Genomic DNA, 19,626 nt, shown 5'->3' with positions numbered 1-19,626 from the left:
CTAGCTCCAGATCCGTACTCGCTGCGCGGGATCGAGGTACAGGGCATCGCCCTCGCGGACCTCGAACGCCTCGTGGAAGCTGTCGAGGTTGCGGACGACGCCGTTGCAGCGGAACTCCGGCGGTGAGTGCGGGTCGATCGCGAGCCGGCGGATCGCCTCCTCGTCGCGGGCCTTCGTCCGCCACACCTGTGCCCAGCCGAAGAACACGCGCTGCAGGCCGCTGAGGCCGTCGATCTCGGGCGGCTCGGTGCCCTCGGTCGCGATCTCGTAGGCGGACACCGCGATCGACAGCCCGCCCAGGTCGCCGATGTTCTCGCCGATCGTGAACTCGCCGTTGACGTGATGGCCCGGCAGCGCCTTCGGCTCGAAGTCGTCGTACTGCGCGATCAGTGCCGTCGTCCGCTTGCCGAACTCGTCGCGATCCGAATCCGTCCACCAGTTCTCGAGATTGCCGTCGCCGTCGTACTTCGCGCCCTGATCGTCGAAGCCGTGGCCGATCTCGTGGCCGATGACGGCGCCGATCCCGCCGTAGTTCGCGGCGTCGTCGGCGTCGGGATCGAAGAACGGCGGCTGCAGAATCGCTGCGGGAAAGACGATCTCGTTCATGCCCGGGTTGTAGTAGGCGTTGACGGTCTGCGGCGTCATGAACCACTCGCCGCGATCGACCGGTCCGCCGAGCTTGCCGAGATCGCGGTCGAACTCGGCCGCGTAGCCGCTGCGGTAGTTGCCGACGAGGTCGTCGGCCGCGATCTCGACGGCCGAGTAGTCGCGCCACTCGTCGGGGTACCCGATTTTCGGCGTGAACTTGCCCAGCTTCTCGAGGGCCCGCTGCCGCGTCTGCGGGGTCATCCACTCGAGATCGGTGATGCTGCGCCGGTACGCCTCGATGAGATTCGCGACGAGCGTCTGCATCCGCTCTTTCGCGACGGGCGAGAAGTGCTTCTCGACGTAGAGCTTGCCGACGGCCTCACCGAGCAGCAGTTCGACGAGCGACACCGCGCGCTTCCAGCGGTCGCGGTTCTCCTCGGTGCCGCTGAGTGTGCGCCCGTAGAACGCGAAGTTCTCGTCGACGATCGCGGCGGTGAGGTAGGGCGCGCGGGTGTGCAGGATGTGCCAGCTCGCCCATGCCTTCCAGTCGTCGAGATCGCGCTCCGTCCAGAGTTCGGTGAACCCCTGCACGAAGCTCGGCTGCCGCACGACGATCTCCTCGAACTGCGACCGCCGCGCACCTGCGCCCGCGATCCAGCGGTCCCACGAGAAGCCGTCCGGCAGTTCGTCGTACTCGACGAGGTTGTAGGACAGATCGGCGTCGCGGCGCTTGACGACGTCCCAATGATCTTTCGCCAGTTCACGTTCGAGGTCGACGACGGTGTCCGCGTCGAAGGACAGTTCGGCGAGCGAGAACATCGCCGCGATGTGGCGCGTGTACTTCTCGCGGATCTCGGCGTAGTCGTCCTCGCGGTAGTACGCCTCGTCGGGAAGGCCGAGCCCCGACTGCGTGAAGTGCACGAGATAGCGCGACGAGTCCTTCGCGTCGGTGTCGACGTAGAAGGCGACGGCGCCCGTGACGCCGGTCCGCGCCAGCGAGCCGAGCACTCCGGCGAGTTCGTCGTGGTCGGCGGCGTTCGCGACGGCGTCGAGTTCGCCGCGGATCGGTTCGAGGCCGGCGGCCTCGACGGCGTCGGCGTTCATGAAGCTCGAGTACAGGTCACCGATCTTGCGGGTGATCGAGCCGGGCGGGGGATCGCCCGCGGCGGCGTCGGTGATGATCGTCCGCACGTCCTTCTCCGCCTGGTCGTAGAGGGTGCGGAAGGCGCCGTCGACGGCGCGGTCGGCGGGTATCGCGTGATCGGCGAGCCACGCACCGTTGACGTGCTCGAACAGATCGTCCTGCGGACGCGCATCCGCGTCGATGTGGGTGAGGTCGATTCCGGATTTCGCGGCAGCGGTCATCCCTCCATCCTTACACCGCGTTCCCGATCAGCGGACACGGAAGATGTGCTCGCTGTCACACGGTGCCACGGTGGCGTTCGCCGAAGTTCTGCGATCACCACGTCCCACGTGAGAGGAACTGCCCATGACGATCGAGCCGTCATCACCCGAGACACCGGAGAATCAGGAGCCACCGCGGACGCCCGAGGAGCGTCGAGCGCTGCGCCGCGTCGCGCTGTCGAGCCTGCTCGGGACGACGATCGAGTACTACGACTTCCTGCTGTACGGCACGATGGCGGCCATCGTGTTCGGGCACATCTTCTTCCCGTCGTCGAACCCCGCGCTCGGCACGATCGCGGCATTCGGGACGCTCGCGGCGGGCTACGTTGCGCGCCCGCTCGGCGGAATCCTGTTCGGTCACTTCGGCGACCGGGTCGGTCGCAAGTCGATGCTCATCGTGACGATGACGACGATGGGCATCGCGAGCACGCTCATCGGCCTGCTGCCGACCTACGAGACGGTGGGGATGCTCGCCCCGATCCTGCTCGTGACGCTGCGTGTCATCCAGGGCATCGCCGTCGGCGGCGAGTGGGGCGGCGCCGCGCTCATGGTCGTCGAGCACGCCGACGCGCGCAGCCGCGGCCGGTGGGCCGGCATCATGCAGCTGGGTACGCCGTTCGGCTTCTTGTTGTCGACGGGTGTCGTCGCGCTACTGACGTCGTACGCCCCGGACGCGATGCTGACGTGGGGCTGGCGAATCCCGTTCCTGCTCAGCGCCGTTCTGCTGCTCATCGGCCTGTACGTGCGACTGCAGGTCGTCGAGAGCCCGATCTTCGCGGAGGCCGCCGAGCGGCACGAGGAGCGCCGCGTCCCCGTCCTCGAGGTGCTCGCGCGCCCCGGCCGGGTGCTGCTCGCGATCGCCGCGGGCGTCGGCCCGTTCGCGCTCACGGCACTGACCAGCTCGCACATCATCGCGTACGCGACGAGCATCGGCTACGAGACGTCGCAGGTCATGAACACGCTGATCGCGGTCGTCGCCGTGTCGATCGTGTTCATCCCGCTCTTCGCGGCACTGTCCGACCGGCTGGGCCGGCGCCGAGTCATGATGTTCGGCGCCGTCGGGACGATCGCGTTCGCGTTCCCGCTGTATCACCTCGTCGGGCTGGGCACGACCGTCGGCCTGCTCGCGGGCCTCATGATCGCGCAGATGCTGCAGAACGCGATGTACGCGCCGCTGACGCCGCTTCTCTCGGAGCTGTTCCCGACGAAGATCCGCTACAGCGGCGTCTCCATCTCGTACCAGTTCGCGTCGCTCATCGGCGCGGGCTTCACGCCGCTCGTCGCCAGCAGCCTCGTCGCCGGGTTCGGCGGGTCCAGCGTTCCGCTGAGCCTCATCGCCGGTGGAACGGCGCTCGTGAGCGTCCTCGCGCTGGTCGTCACGCGCGAGGCCACCGGGCGCGCACTCGACTGGGAGGAGCAGGAGACGGTGTCCTCCGGCGCGGTCGAGACGGCTGATCCCGCTGTCGCGGAGCGGCGTTCGTGATCATCGGACGGTGCGGGGGTGCACGTCGCCGGTCGCGAAGGCGTCAGCCGCCGAGCCGCGCGTGCATCTCCCAGACGAGTACTTCAGCAGCGGTCGCGGACGACAGCCGCTGCCCACCCGACGCGGTGAGCCGGACGGCGTCGCCCTCGTGCAGCGGCCCGACGCCCTCGAGCTCGGCGTCGCCCTGCGTCACGAAGACATGGACGTACGGCGCCGTCGGCACGTGCACGACGCGTCCCGGTGCGAGCCGTGCGACGTGCAGCGACGCGTGGCTGTTGTTGATGCGGATCGCCGAGTGATCGCGGTGCGCGGGCATGCCCGACGCGAGGGTCACGAACCCGCTCGCCGCCAGGTCGTTCTCGATCTCGAGCTGTTCGTACCCGGGTGTCGCCCCGGCGTCGTCGGGAACCACCCACATCTGGACGAAGCGCACCGGCTCGTCGTGGACGTCGCCGATGCCGTGCCGCCACGAATCGTTCTTCTCGGAGTGCAGGATGCCCGTCCCGGCGCTCATGCGCTGCGCGAGACCGGGATGGATGACGCCCGCATTGCCCATCGAATCCTGGTGGACGAGCGAGCCGCGCAGCACCCACGTCACGATCTCCATGTCGCGGTGCGGATGGGTGTCGAAGCCCTGACCGGGACGCACGATGTCGTCGTTGTTGACGAGCAGCAGCCCGTGATGGGTGTTGCCGGGGTCGTAGTGGTGCCCGAACGCGAACGAGTGACGCGAATCGAGCCAGTCGATCGTCGTCCTGAGGCGGTCGCCGGCGCGGTGGACGCCGACGGTGGGCGTGGGCGAACTCATGAGTACTCCGATCGGGGCGTGTCCGCTGTCCAGGGTAGGCGTGTGATGCGCCGGACCGCGGCGGGCGTGCGGGTAGCGTGAACCGCATGAGCGAGATGCTGCACCGTGGCGACGTGCGGGGATTCCTCCACGAACCCGAGGGCGAGATCGTGGCCGGGCTCGCGCTCACCCACGGCGCGGGCGGCAGCAGCGAGAGCGACCTCGTCGTGTCGCTGGCACGCGGGTTCGCCGATGCGGGACTGCTCGTGCTGCGGTACGACATGCCGTATCGGCAGCGCAAGCCGAAGGGCCCGCCCAATCCGTCCCGCGCGGGCGAGGACCGGGTCGGCATCGCCGAGGCGATCGGCGTGGTGCGCGAGATGGTGCCGGGGCTGCCCGTCGTCGCCGGTGGGCAGTCGTACGGCGGGCGGCAGACGTCGATGATCGTCGCCGAGCGTCCCGAACTCGCCGACGCCCTCGTCCTCACGTCGTATCCGCTGCACGCGCCCGGCCGCGCGGATCGGATGAAGACGGCGCATCTGCCCGACATCACCGTGCCGACGGTGATCGTCCACGGCTCGAAGGACACCTTCGCGACGACGCCCGAGATCGAGGACGCCGCCGCGATGATCCCGGCGCCGGTGACGCTCGTCGAGATCGAGGGAGCGCGACACGATCTCTCGCCGACGAAGTTCGCCGTCGTCACCCCTGCCGTCGACGCAGTGCTGGGGGCGCTCCGCGCACGTGCGTGAGTTTCCGGCCCCTGGACCGGAAAGTCACGCACGAGCGGCTTGCCGCCTACAGAACGCCGTGACGGAGGGCGCGCAGGACGGCACTCGTGCGGTCGCGCGCCCCGAGCTTGACCAGGATCGCCGACACGTGGTTCTTGACGGTGCCCTCCGCGAGGAACAACGCCCGCGCGATCTCGCGGTTGCCGAACCCGCGTGCCACGAGCCGCAGGACGTCGCGTTCGCGATCCGTGAGCGATTCGACGACGGTGCCGTCGTCGGGCTCCGGCGCGCGGTCGACGCGCTGGAGCAGACCGTGCGTCACGGCGGGCTGGATGTGCGTGCCGCCCGCCGCGAGCGTGTGGACGGCACCGGTGAGCTGATCGAGGGTCACGTCCTTCAGCAGATACCCGCGCGCCCCGGAACGCAGCGCGGCGAGGACGAGTTCGTCGTCGTCGAACGTCGTGAGCACGAGAACCGGGACGGTGTCGCCGCGCTCCCGCAGCCGGTCGAGCAGCCACAGGCCGTCGTAGCCGGGCATCCGGAGATCGAGCAGCACGACGTCCGGGCGCTCCGTCCCGGCGAGGAAGTCGGCCGCCTCGCGGCCGTCGGCCGCCTCGCCGAGAACCCCGATGTCGTTCAGCGCGAGCAGATTCCGCAGCCCCTGCCGCACCAGTGTCTGGTCGTCCACCAGCAGAACGGTGACGGCGCCGGCCGTCGTCATCGTGTCACCGCACGGACCCGGAAGCCGCGCTCCTCGTCGTGCGGAACGAAGGTCACCGTGCCTCCGGTTCCCTCGATCCGCTCGCGAATCCCGGTGAGCCCGTTGCCCTCCCGCAGCGCACGGGCGCCGTGGCCGTCGTCCGAGGCGTCGAGCACCGTCCGGCCGTCCACCGTGCGCACGTCGATGTCGACCCGCCGCGCGCCCGAGTGCCGGATCGCGTTCGTCACGACCTCCTGCGCGACGCGGACGAGGGTCGCCGTCGTGCGGGTGTCGGTCTCGACGTCGGGCGCGACCGTCACCGTGACGACGGGGTGCGGCACTGCCTGGGCGATCGTGTCGAGCGCGGCGGCGAGATCGGTGGGGCGGTCGCGCAGTTCGCTCACGCTCGCGCGTACGTCGGCGAGCAACTCCCGTGCGAGGACGCGCGCCCGCGCGACATGCTCGGCGGCGGGTTCGGTCGCCTTGTGCGACGCGACCTCGAGTTCGAGGGCGAGCGCCGTGAGCTGGTGGCCGAGGGCGTCGTGCAGATCACGGGCGATCTCGAGCCGCTGCTGCTCGCGGCTCGTTTCCGCGAGGACGGCGGCCGTCGCGGCGAGTTCGGTGTTCGCGACCGCGAGATCGGCGTTGGCCTGCTCGCGACGCCGGTCGGCGATCACCGATGCGACGACGCCGACCTGCAACAGCAGATAGATGGCGGCGCCGAGAGCGGCGTCGGTGGCGCGTGCGCCGTGCGTCATCGAGGCGACGGCGATGACGCCCGTGTTGGCCGCGACGAGGAGCCAGCACACCCCGGGCGGGACGACGTACACCGCGAGCGCCGCGGTGAACACGAGCAGGATCGGCAGCCATCCGGCGCCGGGAGCGGTGAGCACGAGCGTCGCCACCGTTCCCACGCTCACGGCGAGAGCGGCCGTGGGGAGCATCCGGCGCTCGGACTCGCTCGTGATCGCCGTCGTCGCGAGCGCAGCTACGTAACACCCGAACAGGATCGCCCATACGGCGAGCGGGATCGCGAGGTCGACACCACCCGCGAGCACCGGAACGCCCGAGACGAGGCACACGACGAGCAGCGCCGCCCCACCGATGGTCTCGGGGTGCCGGCGAAGCATGGCATCCAATCTAGCCGGTGCGCCGCGGTCCGCGTCCCTGCCGAAAGTCACGGTGTGAGCACGCGACGATCGGCACAGGCGCGACGCCCGCGCGATTCGTAGCGTCGGAAGGCGAAATCGATCCACCCCACTCACCGCAGCGAAAGGCACTGTGATGCATGCGATCGACGTACGCGAGATGACGAAGCGGTACGGCAGTCGTATCGCCGTCGACTCGGTGTCGCTCACCGTCGGCGCCGGCGAGATCGTCGGACTGCTCGGCGGCAACGGCGCAGGCAAGACGACGACCGTCGAGACGATCGCCGGGTTGCGCACCGCGGACAGCGGCCAGGTCCGGGTGACGGGCCTCGATCCCGTCGCCGAGCGGGGACGGGTGCGTACAGTGCTCGGCGTCCAGCTCCAGAACGCGGCGTTCCACTACTCGCTCACCGCGCGCGAGTTGCTGCACCTGTACTCGCGCTTCTATCCCGATCCCGTGCCCGTCGACGACCTGCTCGGCACCCTGGGCCTGACCGACGTCGCGGGCACCCGATTCGAGAACCTCTCCGGCGGGCAGATGCAGCGGCTCTCGATCGCCGTCGCGCTCGTGGGGCGTCCGCGGGTCGTCCTGCTCGACGAGCTCTCGACCGGGCTCGATCCCGCTGCGCGCCGGATGATCTGGGGGACCGTGCGAGGGCTTCGCGACGACGGCGTCGCGGTCCTGCTCGTCAGCCACCTCATGGAAGAGGTCGAGACGCTCTGCGACAGGCTCGTTCTGCTGGAACACGGGCGGGTCCGGGAGCAGGGGACGGTCGACGAGGTGATCGCCCGGGCGGGGATCGGTGAGGAGATCGAGTTCCGCGGTGCGGGAGGGGAACTGCATTCGCGCCGTGCCACTCTCGACGACGCGTTCGTCGCCCTGAGCGGCGAGCGTCGGACCGACTCGACGGAAGGGCAGGAGCAGCGATGAGCACCGTGACGACGACGGCGCCGTGGCGACCCGGGCTGCGTGCGCTGGCGACCCTCGTGCGCGCGGAGGCGAGAATGGTCGCCCGCGACACCGCGGGACTCGTGCTTCCGCTGACGATGCCGGTCCTCATCCTCGTGATGAACGGCGCGGCCGCGTCGGGCGAGGAACTGCCCGGTGCGGGTGGTCTCACGCCGTTCGACGTGTACGTCGTGCCCATCGTGTTCGCGGTCGTCATGGGCACGATCGGCGTGATCAACATGCCGAGCTTCCTCGCCGCCTACCGCAGGTCCGGTGTGCTGAAACGGCTCTCGGCGACACCACTGCGGCCGTCCTCGATCCTCGTCGCGCAGGTGACGGTGAGCGCGGCACAGACGATCGTCGGTCTCGCGATCGCCTGGGTGGTCGCGGTGTTCGGCTTCGGAGCGCAGCTCCCGAGATCCGCATGGCTCGCGGCCGGCGTCCTCGTGCTCGCGGCGGCAGCCATGTACGGGCTCGGCGCGATCGTCGCCGCCGTCGCGCCCACTCCGAACTCGTCCGTCGCGATCGGGCTCGTGACCTTCTTCGCGATCGGCGCGACGGGCGGCATGTTCGGCGGGGTCGCATCGTTGCCGGAGCCCATCGCGCGTGTCGGCGAGTATCTGCCGTTCGGTGCCGCGACCTCGGCACTCGAGGCGGTGTGGCTGGGCGACTCGCCGAACGTCGCAGGGCTGCTGGCCCTCGCAGCCTGGGCACTCGGCGGGCTGGCCGTGGGAGCACGCGTCTTCCGGTGGTAGGCGCGCAGCGCCTATCGTGGCTGCCATGTGGATCACCGACGCCCTCGCCGCGCCCGTCGACACGGGAGCGGTGGACGTCGACGGCGCCACCGTCCGCTACCGGGCGTGGGGGCCGGTCGGCACGCCCGGCCTCGTCCTGGTCCACGGCGGCGCGGCGAATGCGCGCTGGTGGGATCACATCGGTCCGCTCCTCACGCGGACGGCGATTCACGGCGATCCGCACCGGGTCGTCGCGCTCGATCTCACCGGGCACGGCGACAGCGACCGGCGCGAGCAGTACGGGCTCGAGACGTGGGCGCGCGAGGTGCTCGAGGTCGCGGGCCCCGCGGGCATCGCGGGACGCCCGACAGTCGTCGGGCACAGCATGGGCGGGATGATCGCGTGGGTGGCCGCACGCCTGTTCGGCGAGCACCTCGCGGGCATCGCGATGATCGACTCGCCGATCGTCGAGCGGACCCCCGAAGAGGAGGCAGCACGGGCGAAGCGCGCGTTCGGTCCCATCAAGGTCTACCCGACGCGTGACGACGCGCTCGCGCACTTCCGTTTCGTGCCACCGCAGGACGCCGCGGTGCCGGAAGTCCGCGACCACATCGCGCGGGAGTCGATGCGCGAGGTGCCGGGCGGCTGGTCGTGGAAGTTCGATCCCGCGCTCATGACCCGCTCGGGCAACGAGCACCTCGGCGCCGACGACCCACGCTGTCGGACTGCATATCTGCGCGCCGAGCACGGCATCGTCACCGACGATCAGATGGCCGACATGACGGCCCGCTTCGGTGAGTCGGCGATCGTCGCCGAGATCCCCGATGCGGGCCATCACGTCATGATCGACCGGCCACTCGCCCTCGTCGCCGCGGTGCGCGTCGTTCTCGCGGCGTGGGCGGCCACTCGTGAGAACGATTCGCCGTCAGACTGATTCGCGGCTACGACACCGATTCGGTGATCCGCGGTGACGGCTCGCGCTCCGGAGCCGAGCGCCCGATCAGCCGGTCGAGCGCGACTCGTCCCGGCCCCAGGAACACGAGCGCGAGCAGTGCCCAGCAAAACAGCACGGCCGATTCGCCCTCGTTCCCGATGGGAAGCGCGCCGTCGGGCTGATGCTTCCAGAAGTACGCGACGGCCAATGTGCCCGACGCGACGAAAGCCGCGCTCCGCGTGAACAGTCCGAGAATCAACAGCACTCCCGCGACGAGCTCGATCGATCCGGCCCAGCCGCCGGGCCACTCGGTGAACGGCGTCGCCGCTCCGTTCCACGGTGCGACGGGCCACGCGAACAGCGTCGACGTCCCGTGGCACAGCAGCAGAAAGCCGATCACGGCACGGAACACGGAGACGAACCACGGCGTCACAGCGGGTATTCCAGATTTCATGCGCGGAACTATGGCACGCGCGCGCCGATTTCGGTGAGCTACGTCCGCACGCTCAGGCAGCTGCACTCCGGGCCGCGGCGACGAACCGCGCGATGAGGGAGACGTCCTTGACGCCGCGGGACGACTCGACACCGCTCGACACGTCGACTCCCCACGCTCCGGTGACGCGCAGGGCAACCTCGACGTTGTCCGGATCGAGGCCACCCGCGAGAATCCAGCGTTCTGTGGCCGGCAGCGCTCCCGACCAGTCCCAGGTGCGGCCGGCGCCCGCGACGGCGCCGTCCACGAGCAGCCGCTCGGCGCCCGTGTCGTCGTCGTGCGATCCCGCGACGACGGCGCGGACGACGCGCACTCCGGCGCCGCGCACGTACTCGGTGTCGGCGGACGACCACGCGCCGTGCACTTGCGCCGTCCCGATCCCGGCCGCCCGCACCGTCCGGACGACGTCCTCGGCGCTCGCGTCCTGGAACACCCCGATCGCCTCGACCGTCGCGGGCAGCAGATCCACGAGAGCGGCGGCCTCCGCGGCCGCCACGGCGCGCACGCTGCGCGGCGCGAACACGAAACCGACGGCGTCTGCTCCCGCGGCCACCGCGGCGTCGACCGCAGCGGCATCGCGCAGCCCGCAGACCTTGATGAACGTCACCCCCCGAGCGTACCGGCCACGACACGCCCGGACCGCGGGGCCGGACGTCGCGCGCAGTCGTACGCTGGCCGGGTGCGATGGCTCACCGAGGTCGATCTGCTGGACGGCGGGGTGCCGTGGGTGCTCGCGGCGGTGGCCGTCGCGAGCGCCGTGTGGCTGCTCGCGGGACGGGCGCGGTGGTTCCGGTGGCGCGCCCTCCCGATCACGCTGCTCGTCGCGGTCGCCGTTACCGCGGCGGTGTGGGTGCTCGTCGAGAAGGTGCTGCGACCGTTCCCGGATCCCATCGAGCCGATCGTCTACGTGTGGGGCGGGAGCGCGATCGGTGCGTGCCTGCTGATCGTGCCGCGTGCCCTCGTGCGCGGTCGCGTGCGCTCGTGGCTCGCCGCCCTCCTCGCGGCGCTCGCCGTCGTCGCCTTCGCCGGAAACCAGATCAACCGCGTTTTCTACGCGTACCCGACGATCGGGTCGCTGTTCGGTGTCGATCCCTTCGCCCGCGGCAGCATCACCGACGCCACGAGCCCGGCGTCGCAGACGATCGCCGACACGCCGCTGGACGCCCACTGGTCGCCGCCGCCGAACCTCCGCGACGGTGGGCTGGTCGTCCAGACACCGATCCCCGGCGTGACATCGGGATTCGGTGCGCGGCCGGCCCAGATCTACTTTCCGCCTGCCTACTTCGCCGACCCGAGGCCGATCCTGCCCGTCCTCGTGATGCTCGCAGGCCAGCCCGGCAGCCCCGAGGACTGGCTCACGGGCGGTGAACTCCCCACGACGATGGACGCTTTCGCCGCGGCGCACGGCGGTCTCGCGCCGATCGTCGTCGTCGCCGACGCGACGGGAACTCAGTTCGGCAACCCGCTCTGCGTCGACTCGCCGCTCGGCAACGTCGCGACGTACCTCGCGACGGACGTCCCCGCGTGGGTGGACGCGAACCTCCAGGCGTCGCACGACCGCCGGCAGTGGGCGATCGGTGGACTCTCCTACGGCGGAACGTGTTCGCTGCAGATGACGACGAACCACCCCGACGTGTACCCGACCTTCCTCGACCTCTCGGGCCAACTCGAACCGACTCTCGGCGACCGGCAGCGCACGCTCGACGCCGCCTTCGGTGGCGACGCGGCGGCGTTCGCGGCGGTGAACCCGCAGGACCTGCTCGCTCACCGCACGTATCCGGACTCGGCGGGAATGTTCGTCGTCGGCGCCGACGATGCGACCTACGCGCCCGGGCTGCAGACGCTGTATCAGGCCGCTCGCGGGGCGGGCATGGACGTGCAGTTCGTCACGACGCCGGGCGGCCACAGCTTCGAGGTGTGGGCTGCAGGGCTGCGAGATGCATTGCCGTGGCTCGCGACCAGGCTCGGCATCACGAGCTGATCGGGTCACCGAGGAACGGAGCCACCGCGTCCAGCACTTCGTCGCGGTGGGCGAGCATCGTCCCGTGATCTGCGCCGTCCACGACGGTCAGCCGGGCATCCGGGATCGTCGCGGCCGGGTGCTCGGCGTCGGAAATCCGCTCGTGGTCGCGGGATCCGACGAGAACGAGGGTCGGCGCCGTCACCCGGGCGAGGGCGTCGTCGGCGATACCCGGTTCGACGTCCATCCGCCGCATGTACGCGGCGAGTGCGGCGGCGTCGTTCGCACGGAACGCAGCGGCGGTCGCGGCGTCGACCTCGCTGCCGCGCCGCTCCTCCCAGCCGTCGAGAAACCCCTCGACGCCGCTGCGTTCGAGGACGTCGACACAGCCGCTGAAGAACAGCCGATCGAACGAGCCTGCCTGCGCGGCACTGCTCGCGCCGCCGAGGACGAGCCGCCGCACCCGATCAGGATGCTCGGTAGCGAGCGACAGTGCCGTCCTTCCGCCGAACGAATAACCGAACACGTCCGCTCGTGCGATGTCGAGCGCGTCGAGCACCGCGGCGACGTCCGCGGTGACCGTTCCCATCGCATACGCCTCGGGCGCAGTCGGTTTGCCGCTGCGGCCGTGCCCGCGCAGATCGACGAGAACCACGCGGTGCGTGTCACGGAGCGCCCGCACGTAGCCGAGTCCGCGCCAGATCGCGCGCGAGAGCGCCGACCCGTGCAGCAGCACGAGCGGATCGCCCGAACCCGATGCCTCGTAGGCGATCTCGACACCGTCGACGGGACTGGGCACGACACCGCGATCGTCGCTCACAGCGTCACCAGCTCCTCATCGGTCAGTTCGAGCCGCCGGGTGGGCTCCAGATCGTCCAGGAATCGCTCGTCGTGACTCACGACGACCACCGCGCCACGGTACCCGCGCAGCGCCTCCACGAGATGCCCGACGCTCGCGAGATCGAGGTTGTTCGTCGGCTCGTCGAGGAGCAGCAGGCCCGGAGGCGGATCGGCGAGCAGCACCGTCGCGAGCGCAGCCCGCAACCGTTCGCCGCCCGAGAGCACCCGCACCGGAGTCTCGCTGCGTCGCCCCGGGAACAGGAAGCGCGCGAGCCGCGCCCGAAGCTGCTGCGGTGTCGTGTGCGGATTCGCCTTCGCGACGTTCTCGAGGAGCGTGAGTTCCTCGTCGAACACGTCGAGCCGCTGATGCAGCGACCGGCACGGCACCGTCGAGCGCTGCGCGAGCAGGTCGAGCAGCGTCGTCTTGCCGACGCCGTTGTGCCCCGAGAGTGTCATGCGCTCGGGACCGACGAGCGTGAGCGACACGGTCTGGCCGGTCCGCAGTGTCTCGTCCTCGACCTCGACGACGCGCTGCGATGCGTGAACCACGGTGTCCGGCAGATCGATTCGGATATGGCCGTCGTCGCGAACGGCGCCCTGTGCGGTGTCGAGTGCCGCCCGGGCGTCCTCGAGGTTCTCCTCGTGCTCGCCGCGCAACTTGCCCGCCGAGACCTGGGCGGCACGTTTGCGGGCGCCCATGATGATCTTGGGTTCACGCTTGTTCTCGGACATCCTGCGGCCGTAGCGTTCCCGATGCGCGATGGTCGTCCGGGCGTTGTCGAGATCCCGCTTCTGCCGCGCGACGTCGGAGCGCGCGTCGCGCACCGCACTCCGGGCCGCGCGTTGCTCGTCGGCGACGACCTCCTCGTAGTGCGAGAAGTTGCCACCGAACATCCGGACGCCGTGATCGCGCACCTCGGCGATCGCGTCCATCCGGTCGAGCAGCGCGCGGTCGTGGCTCGCCACGATCACGGCACCGGGGTGATCGGCGATCGCGGACTCGAGTCGCGCCCGCGCGGCGTCGTCGAGATTGTTCGTCGGTTCGTCGAGAAGGAGCACGTCGGGCCGATCGAGCAGCAGTGCCGACAGTCCCAGCAGCACCGTCTCGCCACCCGAGAGCGTCCCGACGGTGCGGTCCAGTTCCGCCACAGTGGGAACGAGTTTCGCGAGGCCGAGCCGATGGAGTACCGACAGCGCCCGCTCGTCGACGTCCCAGAGGTCGTCGACCGCCCCGAAGTCGGCCGGGTCGGTACTGCCCGCCTCGATCCGCGTCAGTGCGCTGCGGACGGCGGCGATGCCGAGCACCTCGGAAACGCGGAGCGACGGGTCGGTCGTGATGTCCTGACGCAGCACTCCCACACGGCCCGTGATCGACACGGACCCGCGGGTGGGTGCGAGGTCTCCCGAGATCATCTGCAGCAGGGTGCTTTTGCCGGATCCGTTGAGCCCCACGACGCCGGTGCTCCCCGTCGTGAACGTCGCGTCGACGCCCGAGAGGACGGGGTCGCCCTCGGTGGTGGTGAAGGTGAGGTCGGACAGTGCGACGGCGGGGGTGGACATGGAGCCTCCGGGAAGTGGTGTTCGCGTCGCTGCTGCACATCGAGTGATACGAGGTGTGGCGACTGCGAGACGGTCGTCGCCACGACTGTGCGCGGCGGCGGTGGGTCACTTCCGAGCGAGCAACTCCGGACTCCTGACATCGGGGGCAACTGCCGCTCCAGGCTACGTGACGCCTCGGGCGGCTGCAACGGGATATCCACCCGATCTGCTCACTCGCCCCCGAACGTCGGTGCGGCAAGGCATGATCGGGCGCGTGCGCACATCCAGAGTCCTCGCCGGGACGCTCACCGGTGCGATCGCCGCAGCCCTGCTCACCGCATGCGGAGGTGACAGCGGTCCCGAACAACTCGCGGAGCAGTTCGCCGACGCGCTGGTCCGCGACGACGCCGCCGCGGCCGCGGGGCTGACGACCGACCCCGCCGCGGCGACCGAGACCATCTCCGCACTGTTCGCGGGTCTCGGGACGTCGGGCGTGTACTCGCCCGCGAACGTCGCCGAGACCGACGACGGCGCGACCTTCGACCTCGACGCCGCCTGGAACTTCGGTTCGGCACCCGCGGGTGGCGAACGGCTGTGGGAGTACACGACGAACGCCCGCGCGACCGACACGCCGGAAGGCTGGCGGATCGACTGGGATCCGGCCGTTCTCGCGCCCGGCGCCTCGGACACCACGACGCTGCGCTACACGCCGACGAGCGGCACTCCCGCCCCCGTCCTCACCGAGGACGGCCGCGCCCTCATGTCGCAGCAGACCGTCACGCTCGTGCAGTACGACCAGACCACCGACCTGGGCTCGCTGGCCGGGATCCTCTCGACTGTGGTCCCCACGATCACACCGGAGTCGCTGGCCGGTTCGCTCGCCGACGCGCAGGGGGCGCCCGCCACGGCCGTCGCGCTGCGCGAGAGCGATCTCGCGCCGATCCGCGACCGCCTCGCTCCGCTCTCGGGCATCGTCCTCGTCCCGCAGGCGCGGCTGCTCACGGACGACAAGGATCTGTCGTCGCCGCTGTTCGGAGGGATCACCGACGAATGGCAGCGGCGCGCCGACGAGGCCGCGGGCTGGGCCGTGCAGTCCGTCGCCCAGGACGGCACGGCGACGACGATCGCCGGCGAGGAGGGCCGCGACGTCCCGGCGCTCCGGACGACGCTCGACCTCGGCCGGCAGCAGGCCGCGCAACAGTCGGTCGCCGCGGAGGGACGGCAGGCGGCACTCGTCGCGATCCGGCCGTCGACCGGCGAGATCGTCGCGATGGCCCAGAACGACCCCGCCGCCGCGCTCGGGCCGATCGCGCTGACCGGGCTGTACCCACCGGGCTCGACGTTCAAGACCGTCACGACGGCGGCGGCCCTCGGCAGCGGCGAGGTGACGCCCGACACCGTGCTGCCGTGCCCGGGAACCGAGAACATCGAGGGCAGGCAGATTCCCAACGACGACAACTTCGACCTCGGTGCCGTCCCGCTGCACACGGCCTTCGCGCAGTCGTGCAACACGACGATGGGCAGGCTCGCGGTGGGCATGGAGCCCGACCGGCTCCAGCAGACCGCGCTCTCGCTGGGCCTCGGCATCGACTACACCACCCCGGCCCTCACGACGGTGACGGGATCGGTGCCGCCCGCCGACACCCCCGCGGCACGCGTCGAGACGGCGATCGGCCAGGGCGCGGTCACGGCGTCGCCGTTCGGTATGGCGCTCGTCGCCGCCGCGATCGCGAACGGCACACCGCCCGCGCCGTCGATCCTCGCGGGCGAACAGGGCACCGCCGACCAGACACCGGCGCCACTCGACCCGGCCGTGCTCGCCGACGTCCGTGAGATGATGCGCGAGACCGTCGCGAACGGCACGGCGTCGTCGCTCGCGCGCTATCCGGATCTGCTGGGCAAGACCGGAACCGCCGAGGACGGCACGGGTTCCGCCCACGGCTGGTTCGTCGGCATCCGCGGCGATCTCGCGTTCGCCGTCTTCGTCGCGGACGGCGACAGCTCCGCCCCTGCCCTGCAGATCGCGGGCTCGTTCCTGGAGTGAACGGCCAGTCCCCGCGGGCCGAACTCAACCCGTATCGAAACCGTGACCACCTCGTAGGGGAACATGGTCCTGACTGGCCCAAATCGGTAGCAAGATGGAGACCATGAGCAGAGGACGGTCACGAGCGCGTCGTCGCGCCACGTTCGCGATCGCTCTCGCAACCGCTGCCGCCCTCACGGTCTCGGTGGCGTCGTGTGTTGCGGGGGAGGACGAACAGTCGACGCCGCAATCCGTCGTCGACACGTTCGTCGGGGCGCTGAGCGATCACGATGTGGATACGGCGGCGGAACAGACGTCGTATCCCGCTGCGGCGCGCGAGGTCATCGGGCAGATGTTCGACGGCCTCGACCCGAAGGAAGCCGACTTCGACGTCCAGCAGCTCATGGAACTCGGCCCCGAATCGGGCTTCTTCACGATGAACGCGCGCTGGAACTTCGGCGAGGGCCGCGACTGGGAGTACCCCGTCCAGGCGAGCCTGCGCAAGCTCTCGGTCGGCTGGCGCATCTCGTGGGAGCCGCAGATCATGGGCACCGCCGTCGAGAACGGCCGCACCGTCCGGTACACCCGCACCGACGCCGCCGCGCCACGCGTGCTCGACGCCGGTGGCGGTGTCCTCGCGAACGAGCAGACCATCAACACCGTCCGGCTCGATCCGTCGCAGATGCCCGACGCCGCCGACACGACCAGGCGCCTCGCGCAGGTCCTCGAGCCCGTCGCGCCGCTGATCACGTCCGAGTCGATGCTCGCGGACCTCGCCGAGAAGCCCGGCGAGTCCGTCGTCGCGGTGCGGCTGCGCGACCAGGACTACGAGTACATGGGGCCGGAGAAGTTCGCGATCCCCGGCGTCGTCGTCGACCGGACGCCGACGCTCATCACGGCCGACCGGCGCATCTCGACGCCGCTGCTCGACCCGCTCCGCAACGTGTGGCAGGCGAATCGCGACGCGAGCGCCGGTTGGGCCGTGCTCAGCGAAGGCGAGGGCGGCCCGCAGATCGCGGCAGGCTTCCAGGGCCCGCCCGGGCCCGACGTCCCCGCGACGCTCGACCCCCGCATCCAGCTCGCCGCGACCGAAGCGGCAGTGATCGCCGGGACGCCGACCGTCGTCGTCGCGATGCAGCCGTCGACCGGCGCCGTCCTCGCGACCGCACAGAACAACCAGGCGTACGAGCAGGGGCCGATCGCGTTCACGGGGCTCTACCCCGCGGGCAGCGGGCTCGACGTCGTACGTGACGCCGCGGCGCGCCAGGCTGGCGTGTCCCCGGCGGATCTGTCGAGCGAACAGTTCGAGGAGACGGCGCGCTCCCTCGGCCTCGGCATCGACTTCGAGGTGCAGGGCCTCGAGCAGCAGACGGCGGTGCTGACGTCGGCGCAGTCGAAGATGGACCAGGCGATGGGCTCCCGCGACGTCCCGGCGGTGACGCCGCTGGGCATGGCGGTCCTCGCGTCGTCGATCGCGCGTGGCGCACCCGCGCTGCCGAAGATCGTGCAGGACCAGCCGCCGATCACCGACGCCGACCTCACGTCGCTGCCGCCCGAGATCCTCGACGGCATCCGCGGCCGGATGCGCGCCGACGTCGCGACCGGGCCCGCGAACCTGCTGGCGCGCTACCCCGACCTCATCGGCACCGCGGGCAGCCACGACGACGACCGCTGGTTCTACGGTTCACGCGGCGACCTCGCGTTCGCGGTGTTCGTCGGCGACGCCGACTCTGGCGACCGCGCGATGCAGGTCGCGAACCGCTTCCTGCAGGAACTCGACGCACCGCCCGCGTAGCCGCTGCGCGACGTCTCAGTGCACGCCGCGCATGAGCTCGCCGATCTTGCGCGACCCGAGCGCCACCGCGACACCGATCGCGATCGACGCGATCCCGACGACGAGGAAGTACGGCACCTCGTTCTCGGTGTCGTAGTACTTCGCGAGCGTGCCGGCGAGCGACGTCCCGAGCGCGACCGACAGATAGAACAGCGCCACCATCTGCGTGTGGAAGACCCTCGGCGCGAGCTTCGTCGAGAGCGACAGGCCGACGGGGGAGAGGAACAGCTCGGCCACCGTGAACAGCAGCAGGATCCCGATCAGACCCAGCAGCGGCGCGCTGTTCGGCCCGCCCCCCGACATCGGGATGAAGGCGAGGAACGCCAGCCCCATCACGATCGTGCCGCACGCGAACTTGATCGGCGACGACGGCTGCCGTGAGCCGAGCTTCGTCCACACCGTCGCGAACACGCCGGCCAACAGGATGATGAAGACGGGATTGATCGACTGCACCCACGTCGGCGGGAACTCCCAGCCGAAGAGGTTCCGGTTCAGCCGCTGATCGGAGTACACCGCGACCGTCGTGAACTGCTGCTGGAACAGCGACCAGAACGCGGCGCTCGCCACGAACATCGGGATGAACGCGTACACCCGGCTGCGTTCGACGTCGGTGATGCTGCGGCTCGCCAGCATGAGCGCGAACAGCCCGATCGCCGCGATCACGGTGAGCGTCACGACGATGCTCGACATGTTCGTCGTCGTCACCAGGCCGGTGAGCGACGCGATCGCGATCAGCACGATCACCACGACACCGATCACGACGGCCCGTCGACGCCCCTCGGCGGGAAGTGGATTCGGCGGATGCTTGCCGGTCTCGCTCAGCTCGCGGCGTCCGAACGCGTACTGGACGAGTCCGATCGCCATACCGAACGCGGCGAGCGCGAAGCCCGCGTGGAAGCCGACCTCGCTCTGCAGCCAGCCGGTGAGCAGCGGGCCGATGAGCGCACCGACGTTGATGCCCATGTAGAAGATCGAGAAGCCCGCGTCGCGGCGCACGTCGTCGGCGGAATAGAGGTCGCCGACCAGCGACGTCGCTGTTGCCTTGACGCCGCCGCTGCCGAACGCGATGAGGACGAGACCGACACCGACGCCCGCGAGACCGGGGATCACCGACAGCGCGATGTGCCCCGCCATGACCATGACGGCGGAGTAGAACAGGGTGCGCTCGGAGCCGAGCAGCCGATCGGAGATCCAGCCGCCGAGAATCGTCGACAGATAGACGGTGCCGCCGTACGCGCCGACGATGCTGGTCGCCGCGGCTTCGCTGATGCCGAGGCCGCCGTCACCCGCCGAGTAGTACAGGTAGTAGATCAGGATGCCTTGCATCCCGTAGAAGGAGAACCGCTCCCACATCTCGACACCGAACAGGTGCGCGAGAGCGAACGGTTGCCCGAAGAATCCGCGCTGGCGTGTCGGTGGAGTCGCCATGCAAGAACTGTCCCACCACGACGCGGCGGTCGTGGTGAATCCGGCAGGTCG

General features: G+C 70.4%; 17 protein-coding genes. 8 read left to right on the top strand and 9 right to left on the bottom strand.

The annotated features are described in order from the left end of the window. Positions 1–1,953: a M13 family metallopeptidase gene (locus RR1_RS07635; protein ID WP_010838359.1), complete on the bottom strand. Its 1,953-nt coding sequence runs from the start codon at positions 1,951–1,953 to the stop codon at positions 1–3. 124 nt (positions 1,954–2,077) lie between these two features. Between RR1_RS07635 and RR1_RS07630 the strand changes: the two genes are divergently transcribed. Beyond that, positions 2,078–3,475 carry an MFS transporter gene (locus RR1_RS07630; protein WP_010838360.1) on the top strand — a complete coding sequence of 466 codons (1,398 nt, stop codon included), beginning with the start codon at positions 2,078–2,080 and terminating at the stop codon, positions 3,473–3,475. Between the two features lie 43 nt (positions 3,476–3,518). Here the strand turns inward: RR1_RS07630 and RR1_RS07625 are convergent, their stop codons facing one another. Next, positions 3,519–4,283 carry a pirin family protein gene (locus RR1_RS07625; RefSeq protein ID WP_010838361.1) on the bottom strand — a complete coding sequence of 255 codons (765 nt, stop codon included), beginning with the start codon at positions 4,281–4,283 and terminating at the stop codon, positions 3,519–3,521. 77 nt (positions 4,284–4,360) lie between these two features. On the opposite strand from RR1_RS07625, the gene RR1_RS07620 reads away from it, so the two are divergent. After that, entirely contained in the window at positions 4,361–5,014 is a 654-nt protein-coding gene (locus tag RR1_RS07620) for an alpha/beta hydrolase family protein (RefSeq protein ID WP_010838362.1), read from the top strand. 46 nt (positions 5,015–5,060) lie between these two features. Here RR1_RS07620 and RR1_RS07615 read toward each other — a convergent pair whose 3' ends face one another. Together RR1_RS07615 and RR1_RS07610 are read right to left on the bottom strand one after the other, a co-directional pair. Further along, the gene (locus tag RR1_RS07615) at positions 5,061–5,714 is read right to left on the bottom strand and encodes a response regulator (protein WP_010838363.1); all 654 of its coding nucleotides are present in this window, start codon (positions 5,712–5,714) and stop codon (positions 5,061–5,063) included. Continuing rightward, positions 5,711–6,823, bottom strand: coding sequence for a sensor histidine kinase (locus RR1_RS07610; RefSeq protein ID WP_010838364.1), 1,113 nt, complete (start codon positions 6,821–6,823; stop codon positions 5,711–5,713). Before RR1_RS07610 ends, RR1_RS07615 begins: the two co-directional genes overlap by 4 nt. Positions 6,824–6,977: 154 nt before the next feature. On the opposite strand from RR1_RS07610, the gene RR1_RS07605 reads away from it, so the two are divergent. The 3 genes from RR1_RS07605 to RR1_RS07595 are packed head-to-tail and all read left to right on the top strand — an operon-like array spanning position 6,978 to position 9,458. Beyond that, the gene (locus RR1_RS07605; RefSeq protein WP_040773360.1) at positions 6,978–7,772 is read left to right on the top strand and encodes an ABC transporter ATP-binding protein; all 795 of its coding nucleotides are present in this window, start codon (positions 6,978–6,980) and stop codon (positions 7,770–7,772) included. Next, on the top strand, positions 7,769–8,545 hold the full coding sequence (locus tag RR1_RS07600; RefSeq protein ID WP_010838366.1) for an ABC transporter permease: 777 nt from the start codon (positions 7,769–7,771) through the stop codon (positions 8,543–8,545). The genes RR1_RS07605 and RR1_RS07600 overlap by 4 nt, the downstream gene beginning before the upstream one ends. A 25-nt stretch (positions 8,546–8,570) precedes the next feature. Beyond that, positions 8,571–9,458 carry an alpha/beta fold hydrolase gene (locus RR1_RS07595; protein ID WP_010838367.1) on the top strand — a complete coding sequence of 296 codons (888 nt, stop codon included), beginning with the start codon at positions 8,571–8,573 and terminating at the stop codon, positions 9,456–9,458. A 7-nt stretch (positions 9,459–9,465) separates the two neighbouring features. Here the strand turns inward: RR1_RS07595 and RR1_RS07590 are convergent, their stop codons facing one another. Both RR1_RS07590 and RR1_RS07585 read right to left on the bottom strand, forming a co-directional pair. After that, the gene (locus RR1_RS07590; RefSeq protein WP_010838368.1) at positions 9,466–9,912 is read right to left on the bottom strand and encodes a DoxX family protein; all 447 of its coding nucleotides are present in this window, start codon (positions 9,910–9,912) and stop codon (positions 9,466–9,468) included. A 52-nt stretch (positions 9,913–9,964) separates the two neighbouring features. Continuing rightward, positions 9,965–10,558: a phosphoribosylanthranilate isomerase gene (locus RR1_RS07585; RefSeq protein WP_010838369.1), complete on the bottom strand. Its 594-nt coding sequence runs from the start codon at positions 10,556–10,558 to the stop codon at positions 9,965–9,967. A 72-nt stretch (positions 10,559–10,630) separates the two neighbouring features. Between RR1_RS07585 and RR1_RS07580 the strand changes: the two genes are divergently transcribed. Beyond that, on the top strand, positions 10,631–11,932 hold the full coding sequence (locus RR1_RS07580; protein WP_010838370.1) for an alpha/beta hydrolase: 1,302 nt from the start codon (positions 10,631–10,633) through the stop codon (positions 11,930–11,932). Here the strand turns inward: RR1_RS07580 and RR1_RS07575 are convergent. Further along, positions 11,922–12,731 (bottom strand): alpha/beta fold hydrolase, encoded by an 810-nt coding sequence (locus RR1_RS07575; RefSeq protein WP_010838371.1) that lies wholly within the window; start codon positions 12,729–12,731, stop codon positions 11,922–11,924. The two genes, RR1_RS07580 and RR1_RS07575, sit on opposite strands and share 11 nt — an antisense overlap. Next, complete coding sequence (locus RR1_RS07570) at positions 12,728–14,311, bottom strand: ABC-F family ATP-binding cassette domain-containing protein (protein WP_010838372.1); 1,584 nt, start codon at positions 14,309–14,311, stop codon at positions 12,728–12,730. The genes RR1_RS07575 and RR1_RS07570 overlap by 4 nt, the downstream gene beginning before the upstream one ends. Positions 14,312–14,552: 241 nt before the next feature. Between RR1_RS07570 and RR1_RS07565 the strand changes: the two genes are divergently transcribed. Both RR1_RS07565 and RR1_RS07560 read left to right on the top strand, forming a co-directional pair. Continuing rightward, positions 14,553–16,334 (top strand): penicillin-binding transpeptidase domain-containing protein, encoded by a 1,782-nt coding sequence (locus tag RR1_RS07565; protein ID WP_010838373.1) that lies wholly within the window; start codon positions 14,553–14,555, stop codon positions 16,332–16,334. A 94-nt stretch (positions 16,335–16,428) separates the two neighbouring features. Then, entirely contained in the window at positions 16,429–18,108 is a 1,680-nt protein-coding gene (locus RR1_RS07560; protein ID WP_010838374.1) for an NTF2-like N-terminal transpeptidase domain-containing protein, read from the top strand. A gap of 15 nt (positions 18,109–18,123) precedes the next feature. On the opposite strand, the gene RR1_RS07555 is transcribed toward RR1_RS07560, so the two are convergent. Beyond that, complete coding sequence (locus tag RR1_RS07555) at positions 18,124–19,575, bottom strand: peptide MFS transporter (protein ID WP_010838375.1); 1,452 nt, start codon at positions 19,573–19,575, stop codon at positions 18,124–18,126. Between the last annotated feature and the right edge of the window lie 51 nt (positions 19,576–19,626).

It is taken from the genome of Rhodococcus rhodnii NBRC 100604 (assembly GCF_001894925.1).
Classification (GTDB): Bacteria; Actinomycetota; Actinomycetes; order Mycobacteriales; family Mycobacteriaceae; genus Rhodococcus_F; species Rhodococcus_F rhodnii.
Note: the sequence above shows the minus strand (reverse complement) of the source record. Positions and strands in the feature narration are given on the sequence as shown.

Coding starts and splice junctions, on each gene's coding strand:
- RR1_RS07570 (WP_010838372.1), bottom strand. CDS start 14,311: ATGTCCACCCCCGCCGTCGCACTGTCCGACCTCACCTTCACCACCACC.
- RR1_RS07615 (WP_010838363.1), bottom strand. CDS start 5,714: ATGACGACGGCCGGCGCCGTCACCGTTCTGCTGGTGGACGACCAGACA.
- RR1_RS07600 (WP_010838366.1), top strand. CDS start 7,769: ATGAGCACCGTGACGACGACGGCGCCGTGGCGACCCGGGCTGCGTGCG.
- RR1_RS07610 (WP_010838364.1), bottom strand. CDS start 6,823: ATGCTTCGCCGGCACCCCGAGACCATCGGTGGGGCGGCGCTGCTCGTC.
- RR1_RS07565 (WP_010838373.1), top strand. CDS start 14,553: ATGATCGGGCGCGTGCGCACATCCAGAGTCCTCGCCGGGACGCTCACC.
- RR1_RS07595 (WP_010838367.1), top strand. CDS start 8,571: ATGTGGATCACCGACGCCCTCGCCGCGCCCGTCGACACGGGAGCGGTG.
- RR1_RS07635 (WP_010838359.1), bottom strand. CDS start 1,953: ATGACCGCTGCCGCGAAATCCGGAATCGACCTCACCCACATCGACGCG.
- RR1_RS07590 (WP_010838368.1), bottom strand. CDS start 9,912: ATGAAATCTGGAATACCCGCTGTGACGCCGTGGTTCGTCTCCGTGTTC.
- RR1_RS07630 (WP_010838360.1), top strand. CDS start 2,078: ATGACGATCGAGCCGTCATCACCCGAGACACCGGAGAATCAGGAGCCA.
- RR1_RS07625 (WP_010838361.1), bottom strand. CDS start 4,283: ATGAGTTCGCCCACGCCCACCGTCGGCGTCCACCGCGCCGGCGACCGC.
- RR1_RS07560 (WP_010838374.1), top strand. CDS start 16,429: ATGGAGACCATGAGCAGAGGACGGTCACGAGCGCGTCGTCGCGCCACG.
- RR1_RS07605 (WP_040773360.1), top strand. CDS start 6,978: ATGCATGCGATCGACGTACGCGAGATGACGAAGCGGTACGGCAGTCGT.
- RR1_RS07555 (WP_010838375.1), bottom strand. CDS start 19,575: ATGGCGACTCCACCGACACGCCAGCGCGGATTCTTCGGGCAACCGTTC.